Annotated in this window: 21 protein-coding genes; 6 read left to right on the top strand and 15 right to left on the bottom strand. The window is 72.0% G+C overall.

What is annotated here, in order from left to right:
• The first annotated feature begins 57 nt into the window (after window positions 1–57).
• Window positions 58–1,266, top strand: a complete 1,209-nt coding sequence (locus ACQEVZ_RS26725) for an ATP-binding protein (RefSeq protein WP_344508590.1) — start codon at window positions 58–60, stop codon at window positions 1,264–1,266.
• A gap of 6 nt (window positions 1,267–1,272) precedes the next feature.
• On the opposite strand, the gene ACQEVZ_RS26720 is transcribed toward ACQEVZ_RS26725, so the two are convergent.
• From ACQEVZ_RS26720 to ACQEVZ_RS26700, 5 genes are all read right to left on the bottom strand, one after another.
• Window positions 1,273–2,448 carry a VWA domain-containing protein gene (locus tag ACQEVZ_RS26720; protein ID WP_360572427.1) on the bottom strand — a complete coding sequence of 392 codons (1,176 nt, stop codon included), beginning with the start codon at window positions 2,446–2,448 and terminating at the stop codon, window positions 1,273–1,275.
• Window positions 2,449–2,555: 107 nt separating this feature from the next.
• Window positions 2,556–5,030, bottom strand: coding sequence for a DUF5682 family protein (locus tag ACQEVZ_RS26715; RefSeq protein WP_433371239.1), 2,475 nt, complete (start codon window positions 5,028–5,030; stop codon window positions 2,556–2,558).
• Entirely contained in the window at window positions 5,023–6,150 is a 1,128-nt protein-coding gene (locus tag ACQEVZ_RS26710) for an ATP-binding protein (protein ID WP_360572421.1), read from the bottom strand. Before ACQEVZ_RS26710 ends, ACQEVZ_RS26715 begins: the two co-directional genes overlap by 8 nt.
• Complete coding sequence (locus ACQEVZ_RS26705) at window positions 6,147–7,667, bottom strand: DUF5691 domain-containing protein (protein ID WP_433371236.1); 1,521 nt, start codon at window positions 7,665–7,667, stop codon at window positions 6,147–6,149. Before ACQEVZ_RS26705 ends, ACQEVZ_RS26710 begins: the two co-directional genes overlap by 4 nt.
• A gap of 724 nt (window positions 7,668–8,391) precedes the next feature.
• On the bottom strand, window positions 8,392–9,750 hold the full coding sequence (locus tag ACQEVZ_RS26700; RefSeq protein ID WP_433371233.1) for an SWIM zinc finger family protein: 1,359 nt from the start codon (window positions 9,748–9,750) through the stop codon (window positions 8,392–8,394).
• Window positions 9,751–9,805: 55 nt separating this feature from the next.
• Here ACQEVZ_RS26700 and ACQEVZ_RS26695 point away from each other — a divergent pair, with 55 nt between their 5' ends.
• Entirely contained in the window at window positions 9,806–10,402 is a 597-nt protein-coding gene (locus ACQEVZ_RS26695; RefSeq protein WP_344508579.1) for a DoxX family protein, read from the top strand.
• A 14-nt stretch (window positions 10,403–10,416) separates the two neighbouring features.
• Here ACQEVZ_RS26695 and ACQEVZ_RS26690 read toward each other — a convergent pair whose 3' ends face one another.
• From ACQEVZ_RS26690 to moaC, 4 genes are read right to left on the bottom strand one after another with little or no spacing between them, the layout of a single operon-like run.
• The gene (locus tag ACQEVZ_RS26690; RefSeq protein WP_344508577.1) at window positions 10,417–10,839 is read right to left on the bottom strand and encodes a molybdenum cofactor biosynthesis protein MoaE; all 423 of its coding nucleotides are present in this window, start codon (window positions 10,837–10,839) and stop codon (window positions 10,417–10,419) included.
• Window positions 10,836–12,038, bottom strand: coding sequence for a molybdopterin molybdotransferase MoeA (locus ACQEVZ_RS26685; RefSeq protein WP_360572413.1), 1,203 nt, complete (start codon window positions 12,036–12,038; stop codon window positions 10,836–10,838). Before ACQEVZ_RS26685 ends, ACQEVZ_RS26690 begins: the two co-directional genes overlap by 4 nt.
• Window positions 12,039–12,055: 17 nt before the next feature.
• The gene (locus ACQEVZ_RS26680; RefSeq protein ID WP_354890187.1) at window positions 12,056–12,523 is read right to left on the bottom strand and encodes a MogA/MoaB family molybdenum cofactor biosynthesis protein; all 468 of its coding nucleotides are present in this window, start codon (window positions 12,521–12,523) and stop codon (window positions 12,056–12,058) included.
• Window positions 12,520–12,996 carry a cyclic pyranopterin monophosphate synthase MoaC gene (moaC, locus tag ACQEVZ_RS26675; RefSeq protein ID WP_433371227.1) on the bottom strand — a complete coding sequence of 159 codons (477 nt, stop codon included), beginning with the start codon at window positions 12,994–12,996 and terminating at the stop codon, window positions 12,520–12,522. Before moaC ends, ACQEVZ_RS26680 begins: the two co-directional genes overlap by 4 nt.
• A 358-nt stretch (window positions 12,997–13,354) precedes the next feature.
• Between moaC and ACQEVZ_RS26670 the strand changes: the two genes are divergently transcribed.
• The 3 genes from ACQEVZ_RS26670 to ACQEVZ_RS26660 all read left to right on the top strand — a co-directional run bounded on the left by ACQEVZ_RS26670 (window position 13,355) and on the right by ACQEVZ_RS26660 (window position 17,833).
• Window positions 13,355–15,883, top strand: a complete 2,529-nt coding sequence (locus ACQEVZ_RS26670; protein ID WP_433371224.1) for a putative bifunctional diguanylate cyclase/phosphodiesterase — start codon at window positions 13,355–13,357, stop codon at window positions 15,881–15,883.
• Window positions 15,871–17,112, top strand: coding sequence for a glycosyltransferase family 87 protein (locus ACQEVZ_RS26665; protein ID WP_433371221.1), 1,242 nt, complete (start codon window positions 15,871–15,873; stop codon window positions 17,110–17,112). The genes ACQEVZ_RS26670 and ACQEVZ_RS26665 overlap by 13 nt, the downstream gene beginning before the upstream one ends.
• A gap of 100 nt (window positions 17,113–17,212) precedes the next feature.
• Entirely contained in the window at window positions 17,213–17,833 is a 621-nt protein-coding gene (locus ACQEVZ_RS26660) for a phosphoribosyltransferase (protein WP_344508565.1), read from the top strand.
• A gap of 705 nt (window positions 17,834–18,538) precedes the next feature.
• On the opposite strand, the gene dnaB is transcribed toward ACQEVZ_RS26660, so the two are convergent.
• Complete coding sequence (dnaB, locus tag ACQEVZ_RS26655; protein ID WP_433371217.1) at window positions 18,539–21,331, bottom strand: replicative DNA helicase; 2,793 nt, start codon at window positions 21,329–21,331, stop codon at window positions 18,539–18,541.
• 490 nt (window positions 21,332–21,821) lie between these two features.
• Here dnaB and ACQEVZ_RS26650 point away from each other — a divergent pair, with 490 nt between their 5' ends.
• A complete protein-coding gene (locus tag ACQEVZ_RS26650) occupies window positions 21,822–23,327 on the top strand; it encodes a YfbK domain-containing protein (RefSeq protein ID WP_433371215.1) in 1,506 nt (501 codons plus the stop codon).
• 57 nt (window positions 23,328–23,384) lie between these two features.
• On the opposite strand, the gene rplI is transcribed toward ACQEVZ_RS26650, so the two are convergent.
• The 5 genes from rplI to ACQEVZ_RS26625 all read right to left on the bottom strand — a co-directional run bounded on the left by rplI (window position 23,385) and on the right by ACQEVZ_RS26625 (window position 26,045).
• Window positions 23,385–23,834, bottom strand: coding sequence for a 50S ribosomal protein L9 (rplI, locus tag ACQEVZ_RS26645; protein ID WP_344508559.1), 450 nt, complete (start codon window positions 23,832–23,834; stop codon window positions 23,385–23,387).
• 12 nt (window positions 23,835–23,846) lie between these two features.
• On the bottom strand, window positions 23,847–24,086 hold the full coding sequence (rpsR, locus tag ACQEVZ_RS26640; protein ID WP_033359945.1) for a 30S ribosomal protein S18: 240 nt from the start codon (window positions 24,084–24,086) through the stop codon (window positions 23,847–23,849).
• Window positions 24,087–24,106: 20 nt separating this feature from the next.
• Window positions 24,107–24,634, bottom strand: coding sequence for a single-stranded DNA-binding protein (locus ACQEVZ_RS26635; protein ID WP_360572399.1), 528 nt, complete (start codon window positions 24,632–24,634; stop codon window positions 24,107–24,109).
• Between the two features lie 109 nt (window positions 24,635–24,743).
• The gene (gene rpsF / locus ACQEVZ_RS26630) at window positions 24,744–25,034 is read right to left on the bottom strand and encodes a 30S ribosomal protein S6 (protein WP_033359943.1); all 291 of its coding nucleotides are present in this window, start codon (window positions 25,032–25,034) and stop codon (window positions 24,744–24,746) included.
• Window positions 25,035–25,256: 222 nt separating this feature from the next.
• The gene (locus ACQEVZ_RS26625) at window positions 25,257–26,045 is read right to left on the bottom strand and encodes a hypothetical protein (RefSeq protein WP_433371210.1); all 789 of its coding nucleotides are present in this window, start codon (window positions 26,043–26,045) and stop codon (window positions 25,257–25,259) included.
• Window positions 26,046–26,062: the final 17 nt, after the last annotated feature.

Below are 26,062 nucleotides of genomic sequence, written 5' to 3'. Positions count from 1 at the left end.
CAAGGATGTTCTATGCGGTTCTAGCGTTTTGGCTAGAGACGCCGATACGGTGCGATCGTGGACCCCGTTCGAAACCCGTATGCCCCCGGTGCGGGCCAGCGCCCGCCGGAGCTCGCCGGTCGCGACCGCGAGCTGCAGGCCTTCGAGGTTGTCCTCGAGCGCGTCGCCCGCGGCCGCCCAGAGCGCTCGCTGATGCTGACCGGCCTGCGTGGCGTCGGCAAGACCGTCCTGCTCAACACGCTGCGCTCGCAGGCGATCTCGCGGCTGTGGGGCACCGGCAAGATCGAGGCCCGGCCCGACCAGTCGCTGCGCCGGCCGCTGACGGCGGCGCTGCACATGGCGATCCGTGAGCTGGCGCCGCACCACCGCGCGCCCGACCGGATCGACGAGTTCCTCGGGGTGCTGAAGGCGTTCGCGATCCGCGAGGACCCCAACAAGCCGCCGGGCAAGCTGCGCGACCGGTGGCAGCCCGGGATCGACGTGCCGGCCACCGCCGGGCGGGCCGACTCGGGCGACATCGAGATCGACCTGGTGGAGCTGTTCACCGACGCGGCCAGCGTCGCCACCGACGTCGGCACCGGCGTGGCGATCTTCATCGACGAGATGCAGGACCTGTCCGCCGAGGACATCTCCGCCATGTGCGCGGCGTGCCACGAGCTGTCGCAGACCGGCGCGCCGCTGATCGTGGTCGGCGCCGGGCTGCCGCACCTGCCGGCCCTGCTCACGGCGTCGAAGTCCTACTCCGAGCGGCTCTTCCGCTACCAGCGCATCGACCGGCTCGACCGGATCGCCGCCGACCTGGCGCTCACCGCACCCGCGATGCGTGAGGAGGTGGAGTACGAGGCGAAGGCGCTGGACGCCCTCTACGAGGCCTCCGGCGGCTACCCGTACTTCGTGCAGGCCTACGGCAAGGCGACCTGGGACCACGCGCCGCACTCGCCGATCACCGCGGCGGACGTCCGGGTGGCGGCGCCCGAGGCCGAGGCGGAGCTGGCCGTCGGCTTCTTCGGCTCCCGCTACGAGCGCGCCACGCCGGCCGAGCGCGAGTACATGCGCTCGATGGCAACTCTCCTGCCCGCCGTCGACGTCTCCGAGGCCGTGCCGACCGCGGAGATCGCCCGCTCGCTCGGCCGGCGCCCGGCGAGCCTCTCTCCGGCGCGGGACGCCCTGATCAAGAAGGGGCTCATCTACTCCGGCGAGCGCGGCACGGTCGCCTTCACCGTGCCGCACTTCGCCCGGTACATCCGCTCGCAGCCCGCCGACTAGATCGCCCTAGGTTTTCGACTTCTCGATGACGCCGCGCAGGTCGCGGCGCTCGATGGCGGCGGCCATCAGGTCGGGGAAGACGTCCGGCGTACAGGCGAACGCCGGCACTCCGAGCGCCGCCAGGGCCGCCGCGTTCTCGTGGTCGTAGTCCGGCGCGCCCTCGTCGGACAGCGCCAGCAGCACGATCACCTGCACCCCGGCGGCCGTCATCGCCGCGACGCGCCGGAGCATCTCCTCGCGGACGCCGCCCTCGTACAGGTCGCTGATCAGCACGAAGATCGTGTCCCGCGGGCGGGTGATGAGCTGCTGGCCATACGCGATGGCCCGGTTGATGTCCGTGCCGCCGCCGAGCTGGGTGCCGAACAGGACGTCGACCGGATCCTGCAGCCGCTCCGTCAGGTCGACCACCGCCGTGTCGAACACCACGAGCGACGTCTTCAGCGACCGCATCGACGCGAGCACCGCCGCGAACACGCCCGAGTACACGACCGACGCCGCCATCGATCCCGACTGGTCCACACAGAGCACGATGTCCCGCTGTACCGACTGGGCCCGCCGGCCGTAGCCGACCAGCCGCTCCGGGACGACCGTGCGGTGCTCGGCCTGGTAATGCTTGAGGTTCGCCCGAATGGTCCGGTTCCAGTCGATGTCGTGGTGCCGCGGTCGGTTGATCCGCGCCGCCCGGTTGAGCGCCCCGGCCAGCGCGGTCCTGGTCGGCTGCGCGACTCGCCGCTCCAGCTCGGCGACCACCTTGGCGACCACCTTCCGCGCGGCCCGCTTGCTCTTGTCGGGCATGACCCGGTTCAGCGACAGCAGCGTGCCGACGAGATGCACGTCGGGCTCGACGGCGTCGAGCATCTCCGGCTCGAGCAGGAGCCGGGTCAGGTCGAGCCGCTCGATCGCGTCGGCCTGCATCACCTGCACGACCGTCGAGGGGAAGTACTGCCGGATGTCCCCCAGCCACCGCGCGACCCGCGGCGCCGACGCACCGAGCCCCGCGCCGCGCTGGCTGCCCGTGCCTTCCCCGCCGTCGTACAGCGCGCCGAGCGCCGCGTCGATGGACACGTCCGCGCCGGTCAGCCCGTAGCCGGTGCCTTCACCGCCGGCCGCTCCACCGAGCGCGAGCCGCCAGCGCCGGAGCCGCTCGTCCGTGTGCTGCTCGTCGCCGTGCTGCTCATCCATGGTCCGCCCCCTTCGCCCGCCGCCGTTCGGACCGCTCCTGGCACTTGACTGCGCAGTCGCGGCCGGTCGCGCTGGGGCGGGGTCTTACCTCGGTCGCGCTGCTGTGGTCAGGCATGTCGGAGCTCCTTGCCCAGGAGGCGGGCCACCACCGGAAGCAGCAGGGCGCCGCGGTCGGGGTCGACCTGGTCGTTGTGGTCGCCGGTGCGGGGGCGGCCGCCGGTGCCGATGTGGGCGGCCCGCTCGCCGATCATGCGGCGCTGCGGGGCCGGGTAGCCGCTGAACGTGCGGCGCAGCAGCGGCAGCACCTCGACGAACGCGTCGGCGGGGATGCCCGTCAGCCAGGCGTCGACCAGCGCGAGCAGCCGCTCGTCGTGGACCAGCAGCAGGCCGTCGCCGGCGAGGAAGCCCTCGATCCAGGCGGCGGCCTTGGCCACGGGTACACCCACGGTCAGGACCAACGCCATCCTGGCGCCGATCTCGTCGGCGTCGACCACTCCCGCGTCCAGCAGCAGCCGGCTCATCCGCCCGGTGAGCAGCCCGTGCAGGTCGTCGCGGGTGGACAGGCCGCCGAGCAGCGCCTGCCAGCGTCCGCTCGCGTCGGCGTCGTCGATCAGCGCGAGCGCGCCCTGCACGCCGTCGATCCGGTCGCGCATCACGGTGGCCGCCGCGTCGTCGAGCCCGCCGACCGCCGCGGGCAGGCCGACGCAGACGCGGGTGATCATGCCGAGGGTCACGGACCGCAGGGCGGAGAGGTCGGTGCCGCGGACATCGCCGTACCGCAGTGTCCGGGCCAACGCGGGCAGCGCGTCCATCAGGTGCGCGACGTCGGCGTCGAGCGCCATCCGCTCGTCCAGCGCGTCGAGCACGCCGGGTAAGGCGTCGGACAGGTCGGACAGCAGGCACCGCTCGACCAGCGCGGTCACGTCCGCGAGCGTCTCGGCCTCGGCGGCCTGCTCGGCGACGCGGGCCGTGGCCGCCTCGCGGACCGTGGTGCCGTAGACGCCGGCCTCGACGAGGTCGACCGCGAACTCCGGCTGCCACGCGATCTGCCACGACTCCCAGAACGTGCCCCGGCCCTTGCGGTTGGCCAGCACCTGACCCCACTCCACGCCGAGCAGCCGCAGCCGGTGCAGCAGCTGGCTGCGCTGCAGGTCGAGGTCGCGGCGCAGGTCGAGGTCGATCTCGCGGCTGCTGACCGCCGGCTGGAGCCGCAGCCTGCGCTGGCTGCTGGCCACGTCCTTCGCGATCGGCACGCCCGGCGTCTGCTCCGGCACCCGCCCGAGCCGGTCGCCGACGACCAGCCGCCGGTTGATCAGGCTGAGCCGCAGGTCGTCGCCGTCGCACAGCACCGCGTGCGCGGCGTCGGTGACCTCGGCGAGCCCGGCGAGCGGTCGTCCCCGCATCGTCGCGAGCGCCTCGGCGAGTCTCGTCGCCTCGATGACGTGGGCGCTGGAGACCGGGACGCCGTCCTTCCGCAGTACACCCGCCGCCTTGACCAACCATCGGGCCACGACGTGCTCGTCCACCGCCGTGAACAGGTGGTGGTACCAGCCCGGCGAGCGCACCCCGGCCCCGTACCCCTGCCACGACGCCAACCGGTTGTGCGTCCACGGCACCCAGGTCATCGAGACCTTGACCTTCGGCAGCCCCTTGAGCACCGCGGCGTCGGAGGACGCGCTGGGCAGCGGCGCGGTCAGCGCGGGCACGTGCCACGCCCCGCACACCACGGCAACCCTTTCGAACTCCTTCACCGCCGCTCGCAGCGATTGCCGCATGTACGCCTCGCGCCGCTCCTCATCGACCCGTTCCGCCTCGGGCGGTGCGGGCGCGTGGGCTCTGACGACGGTCATGGCCTCGGCGATCGCCTCGAACGGCGCGACGGCCGCGGCCAGCTGCTCGGCATCGATGTCGTCGCCCGGCGCTCCCTCCGGCGCCATCGCGAACAGCGCCCCCGCCTCGCCGGCACGCAGCTCGGCACCTGCAACGTCGCCGTCGCCGCTTCGCTCCGTCGCTCCCCCTTCGTCACCCGCCGCCGCTTGACCGTGACCACCGACAGCAGCGCCACCGGCCACGGCTTGAGCGGCGGCGGGGTCGGTCGCGGGCAGAGGGGGTGGGGTGCCCGGTTCGCGGCGGTGCTCGACGACGTCTTCCCACCAGCGCTCGGGGTCGTCGTAGCCGGCGGCCTCGGCCAGGGCGCCGATCGGGTCGACCCGCACCGCGTCGTCGGCGGGGGTCGGCGCGGACGGCGTGCCCGACGCGAGGCGGATCGCCGCGGGCAGGTCGATGAACCGGACGGGGATGCCGCACGCGACGGCCCAGCGGATCGCCTGCCACTCGGGGGAGAACTCGGCGAACGGCCAGAACGACGCCCGCAGCTTCGGGTCGGGGTTGTCCGCCGGATACGCGAGCAACGCCACCGGGGCGCGCATGTCCTCGTCGCCCGCGAACGGGACCAGCGGGTCGGCCTCCGGAGGGCCTTCGATGAGGATCACGTCGGGGCGGAAGGCCGAGAGGGCGCGCCGCACCGCCCGGGCCGACCCTGGCCCGTGGTGACGCACGCCGAGCAGCAGCGGATCACTCACCGCGACGGGCCGCCCGGTAGAAGTCGCGCCAACCCTCGCGCTCCCGGATCACGGTCTCCAGGTACTCCTGCCAGACGACCTGGTCGGAGACCGGATCCTTGACGACCGCGCCGAGGATGCCGGCGGCGACGTCGCCGGCGCGCAGCACCCCGTCGCCGAAGTGCGCGGCGAGGGCCAGTCCGTTGGTGACCACGGAGATCGCCTCGGCCGTCGAGAGGGTGCCGCTGGGCGACTTCAGCTTGGTGCGGCCGTCCTCGGTGGCGCCGTTGCGCAGCTCGCGGAAGACGGTCACGACCCGCCGGATCTCGTCGACCGCCGGCGGCAGCTCGGGCAGCTCCAGGGCCTTGCCCAGCGCCGCGACCCGGCGCGACACGATGTCGACCTCCTCCTCGACCCCGGCCGGCACCGGCAGCACGACGGTGTTGAACCGGCGGCGCAGCGCCGAGGACAGCTCGTTGACCCCGCGGTCGCGGTCGTTGGCCGTGGCGATGACGTTGAACCCCTTGCGGGCCTGCACCTCCTCGCCGAGCTCGGGCACCGGCAGGGTCTTCTCCGACAGGACGGTGATCAGGCTGTCCTGCACGTCGGACGGCACGCGGGTCAGCTCCTCGATCCGCGCGATCTTGCCGTCGGCCATGGCGCGCAGCACCGGGCTGGGCACGAGCGCGGCCCGGCTGGGCCCTTCCGCCAGCAGGCGGGCGTAGTTCCACCCGTAGCGGATGGCCTCCTCGGGCGTGCCGGCCGTGCCCTGGACCAGCAGCGTCGAGTCGCCGCTGATCGCCGCGGCCAGGTGCTCCGACACCCAGGTCTTGGCGGTCCCCGGCACACCGAGCAGCAGCAGCGCCCGGTCGGTGGCGAGCGTCGCGACGGCGACCTCCATCAACCGCCGCGACCCGACGTACTTCGGGATGATCACGGTCCCGTCGGCGGCGGCTCCGCCGAGCAGATACGTCACGACGGCCGCGGGGGACAGCCGCCACCCCGGTGGCCGCGGGCGGTCGTCACCGGCGGCCAGCGCGGCCAGCTCCGCCGCGAACTCGTCCTCGGCGTGCCGCCGCTGGACTGCCTGCACGTTCTCAGCCTCGGTCGCGGTGTCGGCCTCGTTCACGGTCACGGTCACGCGAGCTCCTCGAGCATGTCTTGTCGGAACCGGAGGGTGTCGGCGAATCGGCCGACGATGGAGGACATCGGGTCATCGGACGCCAGGCCGGACGCGAGCTTCGCGGCCCGGTCGGCGGCGTCGGCGGGAAGTCGCAGCGCGGCCAGCTCGCACAGGCCGGCGAGCCGCCACCCCGCCGACCGCCGCCCGCCGAGGTCGTCGAGCGCGGCGAACACCGCCTCGAGCAGCGCCGACGGCCACGGTCGCGGGCACAGCTCCAGGACGTGCTCGACGCCGACGGCGGCCGCGCCGGCCAGCCCGCGACGGAGCACCTCGACCGCGATCGCGGAGAGTGCGTCGGACGGCAGGGCGTCGTACAACGCCTCCAGCAGCAACCGGTCATCAGGCCGCCCACCGGCCGCGACCTCCTCGGTCAGCTGCCCGGTGAGCGCCGTCGCCCATCGTGCGTCGCGCTGCCCCGCCGCAGCCCGCGCCAGCCCGCGGCGCAGCACGGCGGCCCACTCGTCGGTCACCGGCAGCCGCAGGAACTCCTCAGGCTCGCCCCAGACCCGCAGGGGAGTCCGCGTGAGCAGCTCCTCCAGCCACCAGGCCCGCTCACCGACCCCGACCGGCGGCCGGGGCGTGATCCCGTCGCGCCGCATCGCCTTGTCGCACGCGGCCGGCGGCGTGACCATGATCCGCCCGCCGCTGATCCGCACGCATGCCGTCGACCGCTCGGCCATCCGCCGCGCATACGCGCTGTCCGGCAGCAACGCGAGCAGCTCCACCGCGGCCGCACGGACCTCCTTGCGCCGGTCGTCGAGCGCGGTCTCCAGGATCGGCTCGTCGTCACCGGACAGGCCGGTCGCCATCGCACCGAGCAGCGCGGCCCGGTCGTCGGGCGTCTCGGCGGGCCAGGCCGTGCGCAGCAGGTCGCGCGCCGCGTCGGGGTCCCGCCGCCGCAGCGTGGTCAGATACCCCACCCGGCGCCCGATCGACCCGAGCTCCCACGCGCTGCCGTCGTCGACGGGCCCGTCGACCGCGGTGGTGACCAGGTAGCCCCAGTCAGGCCGCTGCGCCGCCAGCCACGCCGCCCGAGGTCCGCCCACCGAAGCGATCAGCCCCCGCAGGACCCGGTGCCGCCGCCCGACCTCCAGCAGTGCCGGCAACAGCTCACCGGGCACCCTCCTGGCCCCGACGGCGCTGAGCCATTCGGCGAGGAGCTCCAGTCGCCCATCCGCATCACGCACTGGAGTCGCGTTGCTCGACCCATACCCCGCCGCGTCGACCGCGAGCAGGTCCGCCGCCCGCGCCGAGGCAGGCCAGGGCACCAGCGGAATCCCCGAGTCGTCGGGCGCGGGCGCCGGCACCGGCACCCCGGCCCGCGCCGCGATCCCGGCCCGCCGATACATCGTCAACGCCGCCGCCGCATCGAGCAGCACCTCGGCCGGGTCCCCGTCACCCGCCGCAAGGTGCCGCCGCTGCGTGCCGACGAGCGCCGTCGCAAGGACGTCCCCCCACTCCGGAAGCTCGCTCACGACACCTCCCCCTCACCAAGATCGAGCCCCACCGGCCATCCCCCGAACGCGCCCCCGCCCGCCACCCGCACCCCCGCCGGCGACACGGCAGCACCACCCACCGACGACAGTGCCCGAACCGCGCCACCACCTGCCGACCACCGCGACGAACACGTGGCCGCGACAGCCACCGGCAACAGTGCCCGAACCACAGCGAGGCCGGCTACAGCCCTGGTGGCGAGCACCGCATGCCCGGCCGCCGCGGGCCGGGTGGTGGTAACGGCTCGACACGCCGGCAACGCTCGCCTGGTCGCAGCTGCCCGAGTGGAGGAGAACGCTCCGCCCGTCACAGACGCATGCCCGGCCGCCGCGGGCCAGATGGAGGTGACGGCTCGCCACGCCAGCAACGCTCGCCTGGTCGCAGCGGCCCGAGTGGAGGCGAACGCTCCGCCCGTCACAGACGCATGCCTGGTCGCAGCGGTCCTGGTGGAGGCGAAAGCTCGGCCAGTCACAGACACATGCCCAGCCGCGGCAGGCCGGATGGAGATGACGGCTCCGCACGCCGGCAACGCATGCCTGGTCGCGGCGGAAGCTCGGCCCGTCACCGGCGCATGCCCGACCGTGGCGGGCCGGACGGAGGTGACGGCTCCGCACGCCGGCAGCGCACGCCTGGTCGCGGCGGACCGGGTGGAGGCGGAAGCCCGGCCCGTCGCGGGCGCGGCGGAGCGGGTGGAGGCTCGGCACGTCATAGGCGGACCAGCCGGCCTTCGGACCAGGCGCCGAGGGGGCGCAGGCCGCCGGCGGACCATTCGCCGGTGACGGTGGTTGGGCGGCCGGCGGTGATGGCGAGGAGGCGCCACGGGTCGCCGGCGGCCGGGTCGAGGGGGAGCGCGGAGCCTGACGGGTCGACGAGGTGCCAGGTGCCGGCGTCGCGGGTGGGGCAGACGGCGTCGAGGGTCATCGGCCAGTAGTCGAGCCAGGGGTCCTCGGCGAGGGCGGCGGCGTGGGCGCGCAGGTTGGGCTCGATGCCGGTGGCGCCGGCGACGGTGTGCATGCGGGCGGGCGGGGCGTGGCGCTTGGCGATCAGGGCGCGGGCGGGCTGGCCGCCCGGGTAGAGGCAGACGTCTGCGTCGAGCTCGGTGCCGGGGAGCAGGTCGACCGGGAGGGACTGGCCGGCGACGGCGAAGGACAGCACGAGCAGGGGGCGCAGGGTCGAGGCGCCGCGCAGCCAGGCCCGGCGGACGGTGAGCTGGTCCTCGATCTCGTCGCGGACGCCGTGGATCTGCCAGCGGTCGCGCAGCGCGGGGCCGGCGAGCACGGTCTCGGTCGCGATGGGCAGGCCGACGCGCATGCGGACGCTGGCGGCGAGGTCGTCGGGCAGATCGGCGAGCCGCCGGTAGCCACCGACGAGCAGGTGGAGGCGGGCGAGCTCGCCGAGGAGCCGCTCGGGGGAGCCGGTGACGGCCGAGGTGCGGCGCAGGATGCCGGCGGCCCCCGCGGCCTGGGCGTCGACGAGCCGGGCGGCCATCGTGTCCCAGTGCGCATAGCCGCTCTTGGCGACGCCGGCGAGCCCCGCGCGGGCCTGGTCGGCCAGCCAGCGGTCGAGCTCGTCGAGGCCCGCGGAGATCCGGTCGGCCCGGCGGGCCTGCGCCTTCTCACCGGGCAGAGCCCTGCCACCGCCCGTGGAGCCGCTGCCGGCCGGGCCTGCACCGTCGGCCGGAGGCGCCGCCGCCGAGACGCGCCGGGAAGCGCGCGAGGACTGCCACTCCTGCACCCAGCCGGGCGCGGTGGCGTCGGTGACGCTGCCCGCGGACCAGCGCAGCAGCAGGGCGAGGGAGTGCTTGCAGGGAAACTTGCGGCTCGGGCACGTGCACTTGAACGCGGGCTCGGTCAGATCGACGGCCGTCTGGTAGGGCGTGCTGCCGCTGCCCTGGCAGAGGCCCCAGATCGTCGGTGGCAGCTCGTCGGTGGCGCTGAGCCCCGACTCCAGCCAGGCGCGGTCGCCGGCCATGCCCCGGGCCGCCCGCTGGGCGGACGCGTCAGGGGCGAGCGCCATCACCTGGTCGGTGGTCCAGACCGTCGTCTCCGTCGAAGTTTCGGTCATGCTGCGAAGCGTAGTGATGGGGTACGACATTCCTTGGCTGGGTATGAACCCGGGCATGAGACCCGTGCGCACCGCGGCCCGCTCGATGCTCGCCGCGATCTTCGTAATTCAGGGCTGGGCCGCGCTGCGTGCCCCGGCGAAGCTCGCCGACAAGGCCAGGCCGGTCACGGACCGGTTGGAGCCGGCGTTGAAGGCGGTGCACCCGAGCCTGCCGACCGACGCCGAGACGTTGGTACGGGTGAACGGCGCCGCCCAGGTCGCCGGCGGGATCCTGCTGGCCACCGGCCGTGCGACGACCCCGGCGGCGCTGGTGCTGGCGGGGTCGCTGGTGCCGACGACGCTGGCGGGTCACGCGTTCTGGGAGGTCGAGGACCCGGTGCAGCGCAACCAGCAGCGGATCAACTTCCTGAAGAACCTCGGCCTGGTGGGCGGCCTGATCTTCGCCGCACTGGACAACGAGGGCCGCCCCAGCATCGCCTGGCGGGCGCGCAACACCGCCGAGCGTGCCCGGCGCGAGGCCGGGTACACCGCCAAGACGGCCCGGCGCGAGGCCAGGCACGCGATCCACACGGCGCAACGCGAGGCGAGGCACGTGGTCAACGCGACCCAGCGCGACGCCCGAATTGCCCGCCTGGCCAGGAAGCTCCCGTAAGCCGGTCAAAGGCCCTAAGGGCAGTTGACCCACTCCTCCTCGCCGTCGGTGAAGACCTGCCGCTTCCACACCGGCAGCCGCGCCTTCACCTCGTCGACGAGCCGTGCGCAGAGCACGAACGCGTCCGCCCGGTGCGACGTGGAGATGGCCGCGGCCAGCGCCACGTCGCCGATCTCCAGCCGCCCCACCCGGTGCGACACGGCGAGCGCGTGCACCGCGGGCTCGGCCGCGATCTCGGCCGCGATCTCCGCGAGCACGTCACCGGCGCTGGGGTGCCCCTCATACTCCAGCTCGACGACCCCACGCCCGCCGTCGTGGTCGCGCACCACGCCCGCGAAGGACACGACCGCTCCGGCCGCGCGGTCGGCGACCGCCTGCTCGTGCGACGTCACGTCGATCGGCTCGGCGGTCACGAGCACCGTGATTCGGTCGGTCACACCCGCTCCCCATCCAGTATCGGCAGTGGTACGAGCTGTGCCGGCGTCCCCGCGAGACCGCGCCCTCCGGGCGGGATGACGGCGAATCCGATCGAGTTGGCCAGCCCGCGAAGCATGGAAGACCCAGCGTGTGCGACCGGATAGGCCAGTCCGTCCACCGGGTCTCGGCGCACCAGGGCGAGATGGGTGAAGTCACCCCGTCCGGGGATGTCGGCGCCCAGGCTGACGGTCGCGTGCGTGGGCCGGGGTCGGCCGGCCAGTCCGGCGAGCAACGGCTGTACCAACGACACCAACGCAACGAAGGTGGACTGTGGATTGCCGGGGAGCCCCGCGACGAACTGCCCGCCGGGCAGCTGCGCCACCAGCATCGGGAATCCGGGCCGGACGGCCACCGTGTTGACGACATAGGTGGCACCGAGCTCGGCGAGCGCCGGGTGCAGGTGGTCGACGGGCCCGTGCATGGTGCCGCCGGTGGTGCAGATGACCTGCGCGCCGGCGTCGACGGCGGTCCTGAGCGCGGCGACGTGGTCTTCAAGGGTGTCGGCGACCGGGGCGCGGTGGTGGACGACCTCCGTGCCGGCGCGGCGCAGCCACGAGGGCAGCGAGGGGCCGAGCGCGTCGCGGACCCGGCCGGCGCCAGGCACGCCGGCGGTCAGCAGCTCGTCGCCGAAGACCAGCAGCGCGCTGCGCGGCTTGGGCCGGCAGCGCAGCGTGTCGTAGCCGCAGGCGGCCGCGAGACCGATGACGCCGGGGGTGATCGGGGTGCCGGCCGGCAGCAGCTCCTCGCCGAGGGCGGCCTCCTCGCCGATCATCCGCCAGTCGGGGATCTTGCGCGGCTCGCCGGACAGGACCCGGTCGCCGTCGACCTTGGAGTCCTCGACACGCACGACGTAGTCGGTGCCTTCGGGCACCATGCCACCGGTCGCGATCTCCACGCAGGTGCCGTCGGCCGTCAGTGGCCGCGCGACGTCGCCGGCGAGGACCCGGCCGGTGATCCGCCAGGGCGCGGCGCCGCGGACGGCCCAGCCGTCGACGCTCGAGGTGGGAAACGCCGGCAGCGCGGTGAGCGTGGTCAGCGGATCGGCCAGCGTGAGGCCGTCGGACTCGGCGAGGGGGACGGACACGGCGACCGAAGCGGCCGCCGAGCCGGCCTCGAACACCGCCTCGCGGGCGTCGACCCACGCGATCGGTAACGTCACGCGTCGAGCCTAGACCGTCAGTGATCGCCGCCGCGGAGCTGGTCGACGGCGTGCGCCAGGACCGGCCCGAGCACGGCGAGACCGTCCTTGGCGCCGCCCTTGGAGCCGGGCAGGTTGACGATGAGGGTGCGCCCGGCGACCCCGCTGAGCCCGCGGGACAGGATCGCGGTCGGCACCTTGGCCGCGCCCGCGGCCCGGATGGCCTCCGCGATGCCGGGCACCTCGTAGTCGAGCACGCGGCGGGTCATCTCCGGGGTGGCGTCGGTGGGCGTGACGCCGGTGCCGCCGCTGGTCACGATCACGTCCGCGCCGCCGGCGACCGCGGCGCGCAGCGCCTCCTCCACGGGTGGCCCGTCGGGGACGACGACCGGGTCGCCGACGTCGCAGCCCAGCTCGCGGAGGCCGGCGACGAGGACGGGTCCGCTGGTGTCGGCGTACACGCCGGCGGAGGCCCGGTTGGACGCCACGATCACGACGGCCTTCATGCGCTGCGCTCCCACAGTCCGGTCTTGCCGCCTTCCTTACGCAGCACCCGTACGCCTTCCAGCGAGGCCGCCGGGTCGACCGCCTTGATCATGTCAATGAGGGCGAGACCTGCGGCGGCGACCGCGGTGAGGGCCTCCATCTCGACGCCCGTGCGGTCTGCGGTCCGGGTCGTCACCGCAATATCAACCGTATCGTCACGCAGCGTCAAGTCCACGGTCACCCCGTGAAGCGCGATCGGATGACATAAGGGGATGAGATCGGGCGTGCGTTTGGCACCCATGATTCCGGCGATCCGAGCAACCGCCAATGCGTCACCCTTGGGTAACGCACCGTCGTGCAGCAACGCTATTACGTCCACCGTGGTGCGGACGGAACCAGCGGCAACCGCACGTCGGGCGGTGATTTCCTTGCCGGCGACATCCACCATCCGAGCCGCACCGGACCGGTCGACGTGGGTCAGTTCGTTTGCCACGACATCACCCTAACGGCCGTGCAGTGGAGTTCGATTTGATCATGCACGCTAAGGGGGTGGGTGCGTCGATTCCGCTACACGGAGAGTAACTTTCACGTTACCAAAATATGACAAGCCGTGCCCTTCTTCGCAAACTATGAGTCGACGGACATATTGGGATGGGCAACTCGCGCCCTGCACCCTAGGCTTCGTTCATCAAGCCAGGGGTTGATGAACATCAATCCCTTGTTACACGGGGACCGTTCGCCGCGATGAACGAACCTCGAAGGGGGCAGCAATGCGTATCCACGAGTGGCTCTGAAATCGAAACCGGGCTTGACAGGGACGCCCGACCATCCGTCACGATGAACAGACCGCGATGCAACGACCAATCGGTACCGACGACGCGACCAACCGGCGCCTCTGGCGTCTCGTTGGTCCCGTCGTCGTCGGTGCGGGCATCGCCGTCATTGCCGCGCTTTGGCTGATCACGGACTACGGCAGCCTCGCGCTCTTCCTCCCGCTGCCGACCGTGCTCGTGCTCGGCTGCCGCTACCTGCGGATCAGCATCCGCATCCGTTCGGCCAACACCGGCTCCACACCCGTATCGGCGGTCATCATCGCCACCGCCGTGTTCCTGCCGCCGCCGTTCGTGATCCTTTCGGTGGCCATCGGCAAAATCGTCGATCAGTCGCTGAATCGCACGCACGTCCCGGTGAAGATCGGTTTCAACATCGGCAAGGAGGTCCTCGCCGGTGCCGCGGCGGCCTTCGCCTGCGCGGCGACCGGCTTCGAGCCGCTCCTGGTGCACGTCGACCGCGCCGACCCGCTCACCTCGGCGCTCTCCGCGACCGTGGTCGCCTTCCTCGCGTACACCGTCGTCGACGAGCTCGTCTCGCAGGGCCTGTTCGCCATGCTCACCGGCACGCCCTACCGGCAGCGACTGGTCGCGGACTGGAACATCCTCGCCGTCCTGCGCGTCGGCACGCTCGGCATCGCCGTCACCACCGTCGTGCTGTACCACGTCAACCAGTGGCTCCTGTTCGTCCTGCCGCTGCTGCTGTGGTGCATCCACCTCGCCTCCGGCAACCGGATCCGCGCCCGCCAGGGCAACGAGGCCTGGCAGCGGCTCGCCGAGGCGACCGACGAGTTCAACTCCGTCGACCAGACCGCCGTCCTGCACGCCGCCGTCCGCAAGGCCGCCGCCCTCTTCTCCACCGACGAGGTCGAGGTCCAGATCCGCCCGCCGACCGGCGAGACCCGCCTCGTGCGCAGCAACGGCCGCGACATCCTCTACGACGGCACCCCCGAGGACGCACCGCCGGCGGGCGGCTTCGTCATCCCGATCAGCCTGGAGAGCTACCGCGGCGACGCCGACCTCGGCGAGCTGCGCCTGCGCTTCCGCGCACCGGTCAAGCTCACCGAGCGCGAGGGGTACACGCTGCACACGTTCGCCGCCGCGCTGTGCACCGCGATCCGCAACGCCTCCACCTTCGCCGAGACGCAGCGCCTCGCCGACAGCCACGCCCGCGCCGCCGCCCAGGACCCCCTCACCCGGCTCGCCAACCGGCGCAAGCTGCAGCAGTACGGCGACGAGGTCCTCGCCCAGGGCATCGTCGGCGTCCTGCTCATCGACCTCAACCACTTCAAAGAGGTCAACGACACCCTCGGGCACTCCGCGGGCGACCGCGTCCTGACCACCGTCGGCGAGCGCCTCTCCGCCGCCGTCCGCGAAGGCGACCTCGTCGCACGGTTCGGCGGCGACGAGTTCGCCGTCATCCTCGCCAACCTCAGCGCGCCCGCCCTCGCCGAGATGCGCGCCCACGCGATCCTCGACGCCCTCGCCCCGCCCATCCACCTCGACGACATGCGCATCAGCGTCGAGGCCAGCTGCGGCGTCACGACCGCCAGCGGCGGCACCATCGGCGAGCTGCTCCGGCGCGCCGACGTCGCCCTGTACCAGGCGAAACAGGACGGCCAACGGGTCGTCGTCTACGCGCACGCCCGCGACACCGCCGACATCGGCACCCTCACCCTCGGCGGCGACCTCGCCCGAGCCGTCGCCGAAGGCCAGTTCGTCGTCAACTTCCAGCCGATCGTCGACCTCGCCACCGGCCGGGTCATCGCCGCCGAGGCGCTCACCCGCTGGCACCACCCAGACCGCGGCGACCTCGCGCCCGACCGCTTCCTGCCCGCCATCGAACGCTCCGGGCAGCTGTCCGCGTTCGCCGACGCCGTCCTCGACCAGGCCCTGATCGCCGTCTCGCAGTGGGCCGACGCCGGCCACCCCATCCCGGTCGCCGTCAACGTGTCGCCCCGCAGCCTGCTCGACCCGTCGTTCCCCGACGCCGTCGCCCGCCGCCTCGCCGCGCGCGGCGTCCAGTCCTCGTCGCTCATCATCGAGCTCACCGAGTCCGTGACGCTCAGCAAGCTCGAGGTCGTCGACGACGTCCTCGCCGCCCTGCGCGACCAGGGCATCCGCCTCGCCCTCGACGACTTCGGCACCGGCTTCTCCTCGCTGGCCACCCTCGCCCGCGTCGCCGTCGACGAGCTCAAGATCGACCGAAGCTTCGTCGCCGCCATGAACGCCTCCGCCCCCGGCGCCGTCGTCCGCTCCACCATCGACCTCGGCCGCAGCCTCGGCCTGGTCGTCGTCGCCGAAGGCATCGAACGCGAGGACCAGCGCCAGCAGCTCTGGGAGCTCGGCTGCCCCGCCGGCCAGGGCCACCTCTTCGCCCGCGCGATGCCCGCCGACCGGCTCCTCGCCGCCCTGCGCCGCGGCCACGACGGCCAGCCCGGCTGCCTCGCGCCGCCCCTGCACGACACCGACACCGTGATCCGCCTCCCGCGCAACCGCCGGTCCCGCCGCTCCGCCGCCGCCGAGCCCGGGCAAGAATGGACCCCATAGCCACCTCGCCACGCTTCTCGACGACTGACGCGGTCCTCTACGGACTGTCGGCCGCCTTCGCCCTGCTCACCGCCCTGACTTCGACCCTGCTGCCGCACCGCGCGTGGGGGGCGATCGCCTGGTGGGGCTACGCGGCCGCCTTCGTCATCACATTCGTCGTGCTCCGCCGCCTGCTGCTCACGGCCCTGGTCTTCGTCGCCGTCACGGTCGTCCCCCTCGTCACGCAGGCCGTCCAGCGCGCCGGCGGCCGCACCGACCGCGCGCAGGAAGAGGTCCTCGTCGTCGAGCAGATGGGCCGGCGCCTCCTCGACACCGGCACGCCCTACCTCGACCGCCCCGCCATCGCCGCGCTCCCCGAGTCGGAACGGCTGCTGGGCTACTCCCCGTACCAACCCGGCATGTCGATCTTCGGCATCCCCCGCGCGCTCTTCGGCGCCCACTGGTGGACCGACGCCCGGATCTGGTTCCTCGTCGCCACCGTCGCCGTGATGCTCTGGACCCTGCGGCTGCTCGCCGACCTGGTCGCCCCGCCCGGCATCGTCCTCGTCGCCCAGTCCGTCGCCGTCCTGCCGATCTGCGCCCTCACCCTCACCACCGGCGGCGACGACCTTCCCGTGCTCAGCCTCTGCCTGCTCGCCCTGGCCTTCACCGCCAAACACCGCTGGCTCGCCGCCGGCATCGCGATCGGCCTCGCCGGCGCGCTCAAACTCTTCGCTCTCCCTGCGGCGTTGGTACTGGTAGCGCTCGCCCTCCCGCTCCGCCGCCGCACCCTGTCCTTCGCGGCCTTCGCGTTCGGCCTGCCGCTGCTGGTGATGCTGCCGGCGTTGGCGGTCGCACCCTCCGCCTTCGTCGAAAACGTCCTGCGCTTCCCCTCCGGCCACGGCCTGGTCACCAGCCCCGCCCAGTCGCCGCTACCCGGCCAGCTCATCGCCTCGTCCGTGCCCGCCGGCCGCACGATCGCGCTGTCGCTGCTGGTCGCCGCCGGGCTCGCCATCGGCGTCTGGCTCCTGCGCCGCCCGCCCCGGACCACTGCCGCCGCCGCCCTGGTCATCGCCGTCGGCCTGACCGCGGCCATCATGCTGATCCCGTCGACCCGCTTCGGCTACCTGCTCTACCCGGCCGCCTTCGCCGCCCTGTGGTGGTCGCTGCACGCCTCGGCACCTGGCGGCCGCTGGTCGACCCCCACACCCGCCCCGGCCTCGGCGCCGTCCTCGCTCGGCAGCCCCTGACCAGTTTCCTTTCGCCGCTCTTGTACGACCATGCAGCCGCTCGCTGGCGACCTGGCCGGGACGCTGGCCGGCCTCCTCACTCCTGGCGTACACAGGAAGCATGGCCTTCAGGGACCGGAGCGAGGCCGGCGCCGCCCTCGCCGACCTGCTCACCAGCTACGCAGACCGGCCAGACGTCATCGCCCTCGGCCTGGTCCGCGGCGGGATACCCGTCGCCGCCGAGGTCGCCACGCGGCTCCGCGTCCCGCTCGACGCGCTGGTCGTGCGCAAGCTCGGCGTGCCCTGGTCACCGGAGGTCGCCTTCGGCGCCATCGGCCCCTGCGACGTGAAGGTCCTCAACCGGGAGATCCGCCTCGCCCCAGAGGAGATGGCCCCCGTCATCCGCCACGAAACCGCCGAGCTCCGCCGCCGCGATCGCGTCTTCCGCCTCGGCCGCCCCCCGCTCGACCTCACCGGCCGCGTCGCCCTCGTCATCGACGACGGCCTGGCCACCGGCGCCACGGCAGGCGCGGCGGTCGCCGTGGCCCGTGCGCTGTCCGCCGCCCGCGTCGTGCTCGCCGTCCCCGTCGGCGCCACCCAGGCCGTCCACCGCCTGCGCACCCTCGCCGACGAGGTCGTCTGCCCCGTGACCTCCGACTTCTTCGGCTCCGTCAGCCGCTACTACGACGACTTCCGCCAGGTCCCCGACACCGAGGTCGCCCGCATCCTCAACCGCACCTGACACCCCTCCCACCGCACCAGCCCCGACAACCCCTTCGCGCTCATCGCCCCAGACCTTCCGCCCCGACACCGTCAACGCGCCCCCGGACAGCACCGGCAACGACAGCCCATCGGACACCAGCTCAGCGCGCCAGACGCCGACACCTTCAACACGGCCCCGACAGAACCGGCCACGACGATCTTTCGGACACCAGCTCGCCAGACACCCCTCCCACCGGCACCCTCAACACGGCACCGACAGGACCGGCCACGACGATCCTTCGAACGCCAGCTCAGCGCGCCTTCCGCCAGCCACCCGCACACGCACGCCAGACAACGCCGACCGCGAGGCCGACCGCCGCCCTCGACCGCCGCCCTCGACCGCAGCCGGACACTCCGGACAACACGCCCGCCGACGCACTCCAGACAGCTCCGGCCGCGGCGATCCGTCAAACGCCAGCTCAACGCGCCGGACGTCCCTCCGCCGACCCCGCACACGCACCGCTGCACCAGGCCGACCGCGAGGTCGACCGCAGCCCTCAACCGCGGTCGGGCGCTCCCGTTGCCACCGTCAACGCGCGCATCGCCAGCCAGATGAGGCCGGCCACGGCGACTCCCCAGATGGCAGCCGAGGAGGTGCCTTCCGCACTCACGCCGCGAGCTGGCGTGACACGTCTCCCCGTCACGCGGCATCGGGACGAGGAGACGTCGCCGCGGGCCTCCTCGGTCAGATCGCCATGTCGACGAAGCGGGACAGGTGCAGTTGTGCCGCCACCGTGATCGTGTCGGTCGGGCCGTTTCGGTGCTTCGCCACGATGAAGTCGGCCTCGCCCGCCCGCGGCGACTCCTTGTCGTAGTAGTCGTCGCGGTGCAGAAGGATGACGACGTCGGCGTCCTGCTCGATCGAGCCTGACTCACGCAGGTCGGACAGCTGCGGACGCTTGTCGGTGCGCTGCTCGGGTCCACGGTTCAGCTGACTGACCGCGACCACCGGGCACTCGACCTCCTTGGCCAGCAGCTTCAGGCCACGCGACAGGTCCGCGACCTCCTGCTGCCGGCTCTCGGTCCGCTTCGGGCTCGTCATCAGCTGCAGATAGTCGACGATGATCAGCTTCAGGTCGTGCCGCTGCTTGAGCCGGCGCGCCTTGGCCCGGATCTCCATCAGGTTCATGTTCGGCGTGTCGTCGACGAACAGCGGCGCCTCACTGATCTCGCCCATCCGCCGCGCCAGCTTGGTCCAGTCGTCGTCGGACAGCTGCCCGGACCGCAGCACGTGCAGCGGCACCCGCGCCTCGGCCGAGAGCAGTCGCATGACGATCTCGACCTTGGACATTTCCAGGCTGAAGATCGCGCTGGCCAAGTTGTGCTTCACCGACGCCGCCCGGCTGAAGTCCATCGCGGCGGTGGAGTTGTGGGTCGGGATCATCGCGCGCCCGGCCAGATACATGTGGTCGTCGTTGTCGACCTGCACACAGCGGACCGGGACGCTCGCCACCGGCCGGACGTCGACGATGTACCTGGAACCAGTCCTCGACGTGCTGGTGGTCCGCCGTCGTGCCTGATGCGTCGCGCGCTTCCGACCCAACCGGAACAGGTCGTCGGCCGCGGTGAAGTTCAGGGTGTAGGCGATCGAACTTGCCGGCGTCCGGCCCCGAACCGATCTCGTCGTCACGGTGCACCGGTAGCCGAGGCTGACCACCAGCTCCTGGACATCGCCGGCGAGCCGGGCCGAGGTCGACGTGAACTGTGCATTGCCCGTGGCCGTCACGGTGCCGTCGGTGTCCAGCAGACCAGCGAGGAGCGCGCGTCGCTGCTGCTCCGACCCGCGCAGATACTCGGACGGAACGTGCTTGTTGTTGAGGACACCGAGCAGCCGGAGGCTGTGGACCAGCGCGGGACCGTGATCGCCCGCCCGGCCGATGCCATACAGCATCGGATGTGCCGAGCTCGGCCTGATCTCGAACCCATCGGCTGCGATGTTGCCGACGATCTCCGGATCATCGGTGGTGATTCGACCGGCGGCGGAATGGCCGTCGCCGAGCCACGCGCCGAGCGTGTAGGGCGGCACCAGCAGGTCCCTGTCAGGAAGCCGCAACGGCATGCAGGTCTCAACGGCGTGGTTGAGGCGACCGTCCATCGAACACCGGAGAGTGTCGGCGATGTCCTGCGTGGTCACGACCCCGTCGTGCCTGACCTTCGTCTCGGCGTTCATGGTCCTGTTGACCCGCCGGTGCAGCGTCGTCAGCAGCGCGTGCTTGGAATATGCCTGAATGGAACGACGCCACGGCTTGCCGGCACGCTGATATTCGCGCACGACGTCGGCCGACGTGCCGACCTCGCTGCCCACGACATGCAGCACATGCCGGGACCGAGGTCCGACCAGGTCAACCGCCTCGCCGAAGGTCAGCAACGAATCGGGGCCGGCCATCGCACTGGCGAAGACCGCGCCCACCTCGGCCCGAGCGGCTTCCGGCCATTGCGGCGTCTGCGCAGCTTCAGCATGCTGGCGACGCGCCGCTCTCGTGGTGGTCTTCCAGAGGTGCTCCGCATCGGCGACGATCACGCTGCCGTCGGAGAACTCCACCTCGAAGCACGGACGGCCGTGCAGGACCTCGAAGGCGTTGACGATCGTGGTCGGCCGGCCGTCGGCACCCAGCAGCTGGTCGCCGGCCTTGACATCCCCCATCGTCGTCCAGCCGTCGGGCGTCGGCAGTGGAGTGTCGAGCGCCAGCGCCTTCCCGAGGCCGGGGCGGCCGGCGACGATGATGAGCTGGCCGGGGTGCAGGCCGTTGAGCAGGCGGTCGAGGTCTTGGAAGCCGGTGGGGACGCCGGTCATGACGCCGCCCTGGGCGCCGACGGCTTCGATCTCGTCGAGGGTGGGCTGGAGCACCTCGGCGAGGACGGCGAAGTCCTCGCTGACGCGCTTCTCGGTGACGTCGTAGATGGCCTGCTGGGCCAGGTCGACGACGTCGTCGACGTCGCGGCCGCCGGGGCCGGCGGAGCCGTAGCCGAGCTGGACGATGCGGGTGCCGGCCTCGATGACGCGGCGCAGGACGGCGCGCTCGGCGACGATGCGGGCGTAGTAGGAGGCGTTGGCGGCGGTGGGCACGGCCGCCATGAGGGTGTGGAGGTATGCGGCGCCGCCGACCTTGGCGATCTCGCCCGCGTCGGTCAGGGCCGCGGCGACGGTGACGGCGTCGGCGGGCTCGCCGCGGCCATACAGGTCGAGGATCGCGTCGAAGACGACGGTGTGGTTGGGCCGGTAGAAGTCGTGGGACTTGAGGATCTCGACGACGTCGGCGATGGCGTCCTTGGACAGCAGCATGCCGCCGAGAACGCTCTGCTCGGCGGCGACGTCCTGCGGCGGGGTGCGCTCGAAGGTCTCGGCGCCGCCGGAGGGCCGCTCAGATTCCTGGTCCTGGTCCTTGGGTGGCCGCCGGCGCGACTCGGCCGGGGTCGCGTCGTCCCATGGATCGCTTCGCCTGTCTTCGGTGATCGACACTCGCCCCTCCAACGTCATACCCCCACGCATCAGTAGACCTCGCGGGTATGACAAAACCTCGCGGCGCGCCTCGGAAGACGTGGAGCGCCCCGCGCAACGGTATGGAGCGACTGGCGTTCGTCAAAACTAGCCGGTGGACAACCCTGCGGACAACCTGTGGACCGTCGTCCACAAACGGGGGATCAGGTGTGCACAGGCCTGTGGAAAACTTTGCCGCCGGGATCCTCAAACAGGCTCTGAGCTGGGCGTACACAATCCACAGCCTGTGTGTGAAAAATAGTCGCCCCGATCGAGTGACGTGGCCGCCGGCTGGACGGATGATGGCGGCTGCTCTACCGGAGGGTGACGCGGGACGCAGTGCCAAGCGGATCGGTTCCCTTCGACGGGTCACAGCATCCTTGCGAGCTGATCACCGATGCTCACGCTTGGGTCTCTGTCCGGTTACGCTCGGAGCCGCTCGGAGGTGGGTCGTCGTCTGACTGGCCAAACACCTTTCAGGGAGGCTTCCATGGTCAGTCAGTTCCGCGTCGCCGCCGTGGCCGTGATCGCCGCGTTGTGCCTGACGGCGTGCGGTGCAGAGGGGAAGAACGACAGCACCAGCTACGAGAAGGCCCCGGCGGGGACGATGAACCCGCAGGGCGGCCAGCCCGGTCCGGCGATCACCGGCGGCGCGGGCGACGAGGCGCCCGGCGAGCAGGCGGCGTCGAGCCAGCCGGTGTCGACGTTCGCGGTCGACGTGGACACCGCGTCCTACGGCTACGCGAAGCGCCAGCTGTTGGCGGGGCAGCGTCCGGCGGCGGGCACGATCCGGCCCGAGGAGTTCGTGAATTCGTTCCAGCAGGGGTACCGGCAGCCGTCCGGCGACGGGTTCGCGGTTGCCACGGACGGCACCCGGCTGCCGAAGACTCACAGCAACTCCGGTGACACAGCCCGGTTGCTACGGGTGGGGCTGCAGACGAGAGCGGAGCCGGAGGGGCAACGCCTCGACGCGTCGTTGACGTTCGTCGTGGACGTGTCCGGTTCGATGGCGGAGCCGGGCAAGCTCGACCTGGTCAAGAGCGGGCTGCACACGTTGGTGGACCAGCTGCGCACCACGGACTCGGTGGCGCTGGTCGCCTACTCCGACGACGCGGAGGTGCTGCGGCAGATGACGCCGGTCCGGGACCGCTCGGCGCTGCACGGGGCGATCGACCGGTTGCGGGTGGCGGGCAGCACGAACCTGCAGTCGGGGCTGCGGCTCGGCTACGAGACGGCGCGCAAGAGCTTCCGGGAGGGTGCGACCAACCGGGTCATCCTGCTCTCCGACGGTCTTCCGAACGTCGGCACGACGAGCGCCGCGCCCCTGGTCCGCGAGGTGCAGGAGGCGGCGGCGAAGCAGATCACGATGATGGGCGTCGGCGTCGGCAGCGACTACGGCGACAAGTTCATGGAGGAGCTCGCCGACAAGGGCGACGGCTATGTCGTCTACGTCAGCAGCACCGCCGAGGCGAACAAGGTCTTCGTGGAGCAGCTCCCGGCCACGTTGTCGGTGCGGGCGCTGGACGCGAAAGCGCAGGTCGAGTTCGATCCGGCGGCGGTCGTGTCGTACCGGTTGATCGGTTACGAGAACCGCACCCTCTCGGCGTCGGCGTTCCGCAACGACCGGGTCGACGGTGGCGAGGTCGGCCCCGGTCATTCGGTGACGGCGCTGTACGCGCTGCATCTTCGCGAGGGCGCGGAGGGGCATCTGGCGGATGTACGGGTGCGCTGGCAGGACCCGCGGACGCGGGAGCCCAGCGAGCAGAACGTGTCGGTGACGGTGGCGTCCCTGGACCGTGTGTTCACGGAGGCGGGGCCGCGGCTGCAGGTCTGCTACACGGCGGCCTACTTCGCCGAGGTGCTGCGGTCCAGCCAGTACGCCGGGGAGGTCCGGCTCGCGGACCTGCTGCGGCTCGCCGAGGGCCTGTCCGAGGGGGACAAGCAGGTCGCGGAGCTCGCCGAGGTGATCCGGGCGGCGACGAAGCTCTACCGGTAGGGGGACAGCGAAGGGGCCCGTCCTGCCGGACGGGCCCCTTCGTGTTGCCGCGTGGTGTTACTTGGCGGCCGTGACCTTCAGCGTGAAGCTGGCGGCGACCTCGGGGTGCAGCTTGATCTGCACCTTGTAGTCACCGACCGACTTCACGTGGCCGGGCAGCTCGAGGCGACGCTTGTCGAGGGCCGGACCGCCGGCCTTCTGGACGGCGTCGGCGACCTCGGCCGGGGTGACCGAGCCGTAGAGGCGGCCGCCTTCGCCGGCGCGGACGGCCAGCTTGACGGTCAGGTTCTCCAGCTGGGCCTTGACCTCGTTGGCGTGGCCCAGGTCGCGGATCTCGCGAGCCCCACGGGCGCGCTTGATGGTCGCGATCTGCTTCTCGCCACCCTTGGTCCACGGAATCGCGTAGCCCTGCGGGAGCAGGTAGTTACGCCCGTAGCCGTCCTTGACCTCAACCACGTCGCCGGGGGTCCCGAGACCGGAGACCTCCTGCTTCAGGATGATCTTCATGTCAGCCTCCCCTTATCGCGCAGTCGCGGTGTAGGGGAGCAGCGCCATCTCGCGCGCGTTCTTGACGGCACGCGCGATCTGCCGCTGCTGCTGAGCGGTCACGCCGGTCACCCGCCGAGCGCGGATCTTGCCGCGGTCGGAGATGAACTTCCGCAGCAGCGCGGTGTCCTTGTAGTCGATGTAGGCGATGCCCTCCTTGTCGAGAGGGTTCACCTTCTTCTTCGGTTTGCGCAGGGCCGCAGCCTTCGCCATTGCTCTTGCTCCTGATGCCATTAGAACGGGGGCTCGTCGTCGAAGGATGAATTCGACCTGCCGCCACCACTGGAGGCGTTCGCCGGCGCCGCGCTGGCCCACGGGTCATCGCTGAACCCGCCGCCACCGCTGTTGCCGCCGCCACCACCAGAAGCGCCGAAGCCGCCACTGCCACCGGAGCGCTGCATCTTCTGCACCTTGGCAGTCGCGTTGCGCAGCGAGGGGCCGATCTCGTCGACCTCAAGCTCGATGACGGTGCGCTTCTCGCCCTCGCGAGTCTCGTAACTCCGCTGCTTCAGGCGACCGGAGACGATCACGCGGGTTCCACGCTGCAGCGACTCGGCGACGTTCTCAGCCGCCTGGCGCCACACCGTGCAGGACAGGAACAGCGATTCGCCGTCCTTCCACTCGTTGGTGTTCTTGTCCAGGAACCGGGGGGTGGATGCCACCCGGAACTTGGCCACAGCCGCACCAGACGGAGTGAAGCGCAACTCGGGGTCGTCGGTCAGATTGCCGATGACCGTGATCGTGGTGTCTCCTGCTGCCATATCGAGTCAACTCCTCGCGCACTGGGGTATGGCCCACCTTGTCACAGGGGTATGACAATTCCCGGTGACGTGTGGCGGGCGAAGCAGGTCGATCTCGCCCGGGATCCGCTTAGCGGACCTCGGGCCGGATGACCTTGGTGCGCAGCACGGACTCGTTGAGCCGCAGCTGACGGTCCAGCTCTGCCACCGACTCCGGCGATGCCTGGAGGTCGATGACGGCGTAGATGCCCTCGGTCTTCTTGTTGATCTCGTACGAGAGGCGCCGGCGGCCCCACACGTCGAGCTTCTCCACCGAGCCACCCGACGTCCGGATCACGTTCAGATACGTGTCGAGCGACGGTGCGACGGTGCGCTCCTCGAGACTTCCATCGAGGATCACCATGATTTCGTAATGACGCAAGACGTTCTCACCTCCTACGGGCTAAGCGGCCGCGGTCCATCCGCGGCAGGAGGTCGTGCGTCGTCGGCCGTCCGATGGACGGCAGACCGAGCAAGAGTACACGGTGCGTGTACACAGAAAGACCGCGGGGCGCGTCATCCGCTTCTCTGGGTGGGACCTGGGGAGGAACGACCACACCGGTGCGTTGGATGACGGCGCCCCGCGGAGCTACCTAATTGTACCTTACGCGTAGCTAGCGCGTGATGACCGCTGCGCAATAATAGCCCGAATTGCGGCGATTCCAACACCGACCACGCAGACCGTCGCGACAAGTGCCAGCAGACCCGTCGGGGCGTTGGTGGCCGGGCCGGTCGCGGCGACGGGCTGCTCCACGTATACCCGCTCGTCCGTCGACGCACTCGGGTTCGCGCCGGCGGCCGGCGCGGGCGACGCGGTCGCGTCCGGGCCGAGCAGCGACGGGTCGACCGGCTCGGTGCCCTCACCGGTGGAGCTCGAGGCGTTCGCCGACGGCTTCCGGGTCGAGCGCGTGCCCGTGATGGCCTTGTTCGCCGCGTCGGCGGCGGCACCAGCCGGGCCTTCGGAGGAGGACGGCCGGCCGGCCTGACCGCCCTGGCCCGCGCCGGGGTTGGCGGCGGGCGCGGCGGGCGGCGCGGTGACCCCGACGGAGACCTCCTTGAACTGCTCGACCACGCCGACGCCGCAGGAGAAGGTCATGGCGACGTTGACCGGGCCCTTCTTGAAGACGACCGGCACCGCCTGGTTGGGCTGCACCGTCGAGACCGGCTTGCCGTCGACCTTGAGGGTCGCGCCCTGGCCGAGCCGGTTGACGAAGTTGATCCGCGACTCGGCGGGCACCGAGACGCTGCCGGCGCTGGGCTCCGACTTGCACACCAGCAGGCTCAACACGCTCCCGCCGCTGAACTCGACGGTCGGGGTGGAGGGTGCGGCGTGCACGGGGCTGGCGCCCACGGTCAGGGCCGCGGCGAACAGCGCGGCGGCGGCTGCCGCCACGCGGAGTGCCGGTCGGT

This window comes from Dactylosporangium sp. CA-152071, assembly GCF_050936335.1.
Lineage (GTDB): Bacteria > Actinomycetota > Actinomycetes > Mycobacteriales > Micromonosporaceae > Dactylosporangium > Dactylosporangium maewongense.
The sequence above is the reverse complement of the archived record's forward strand: the minus strand, read 5'-3'. Positions and strand labels throughout refer to the sequence as shown.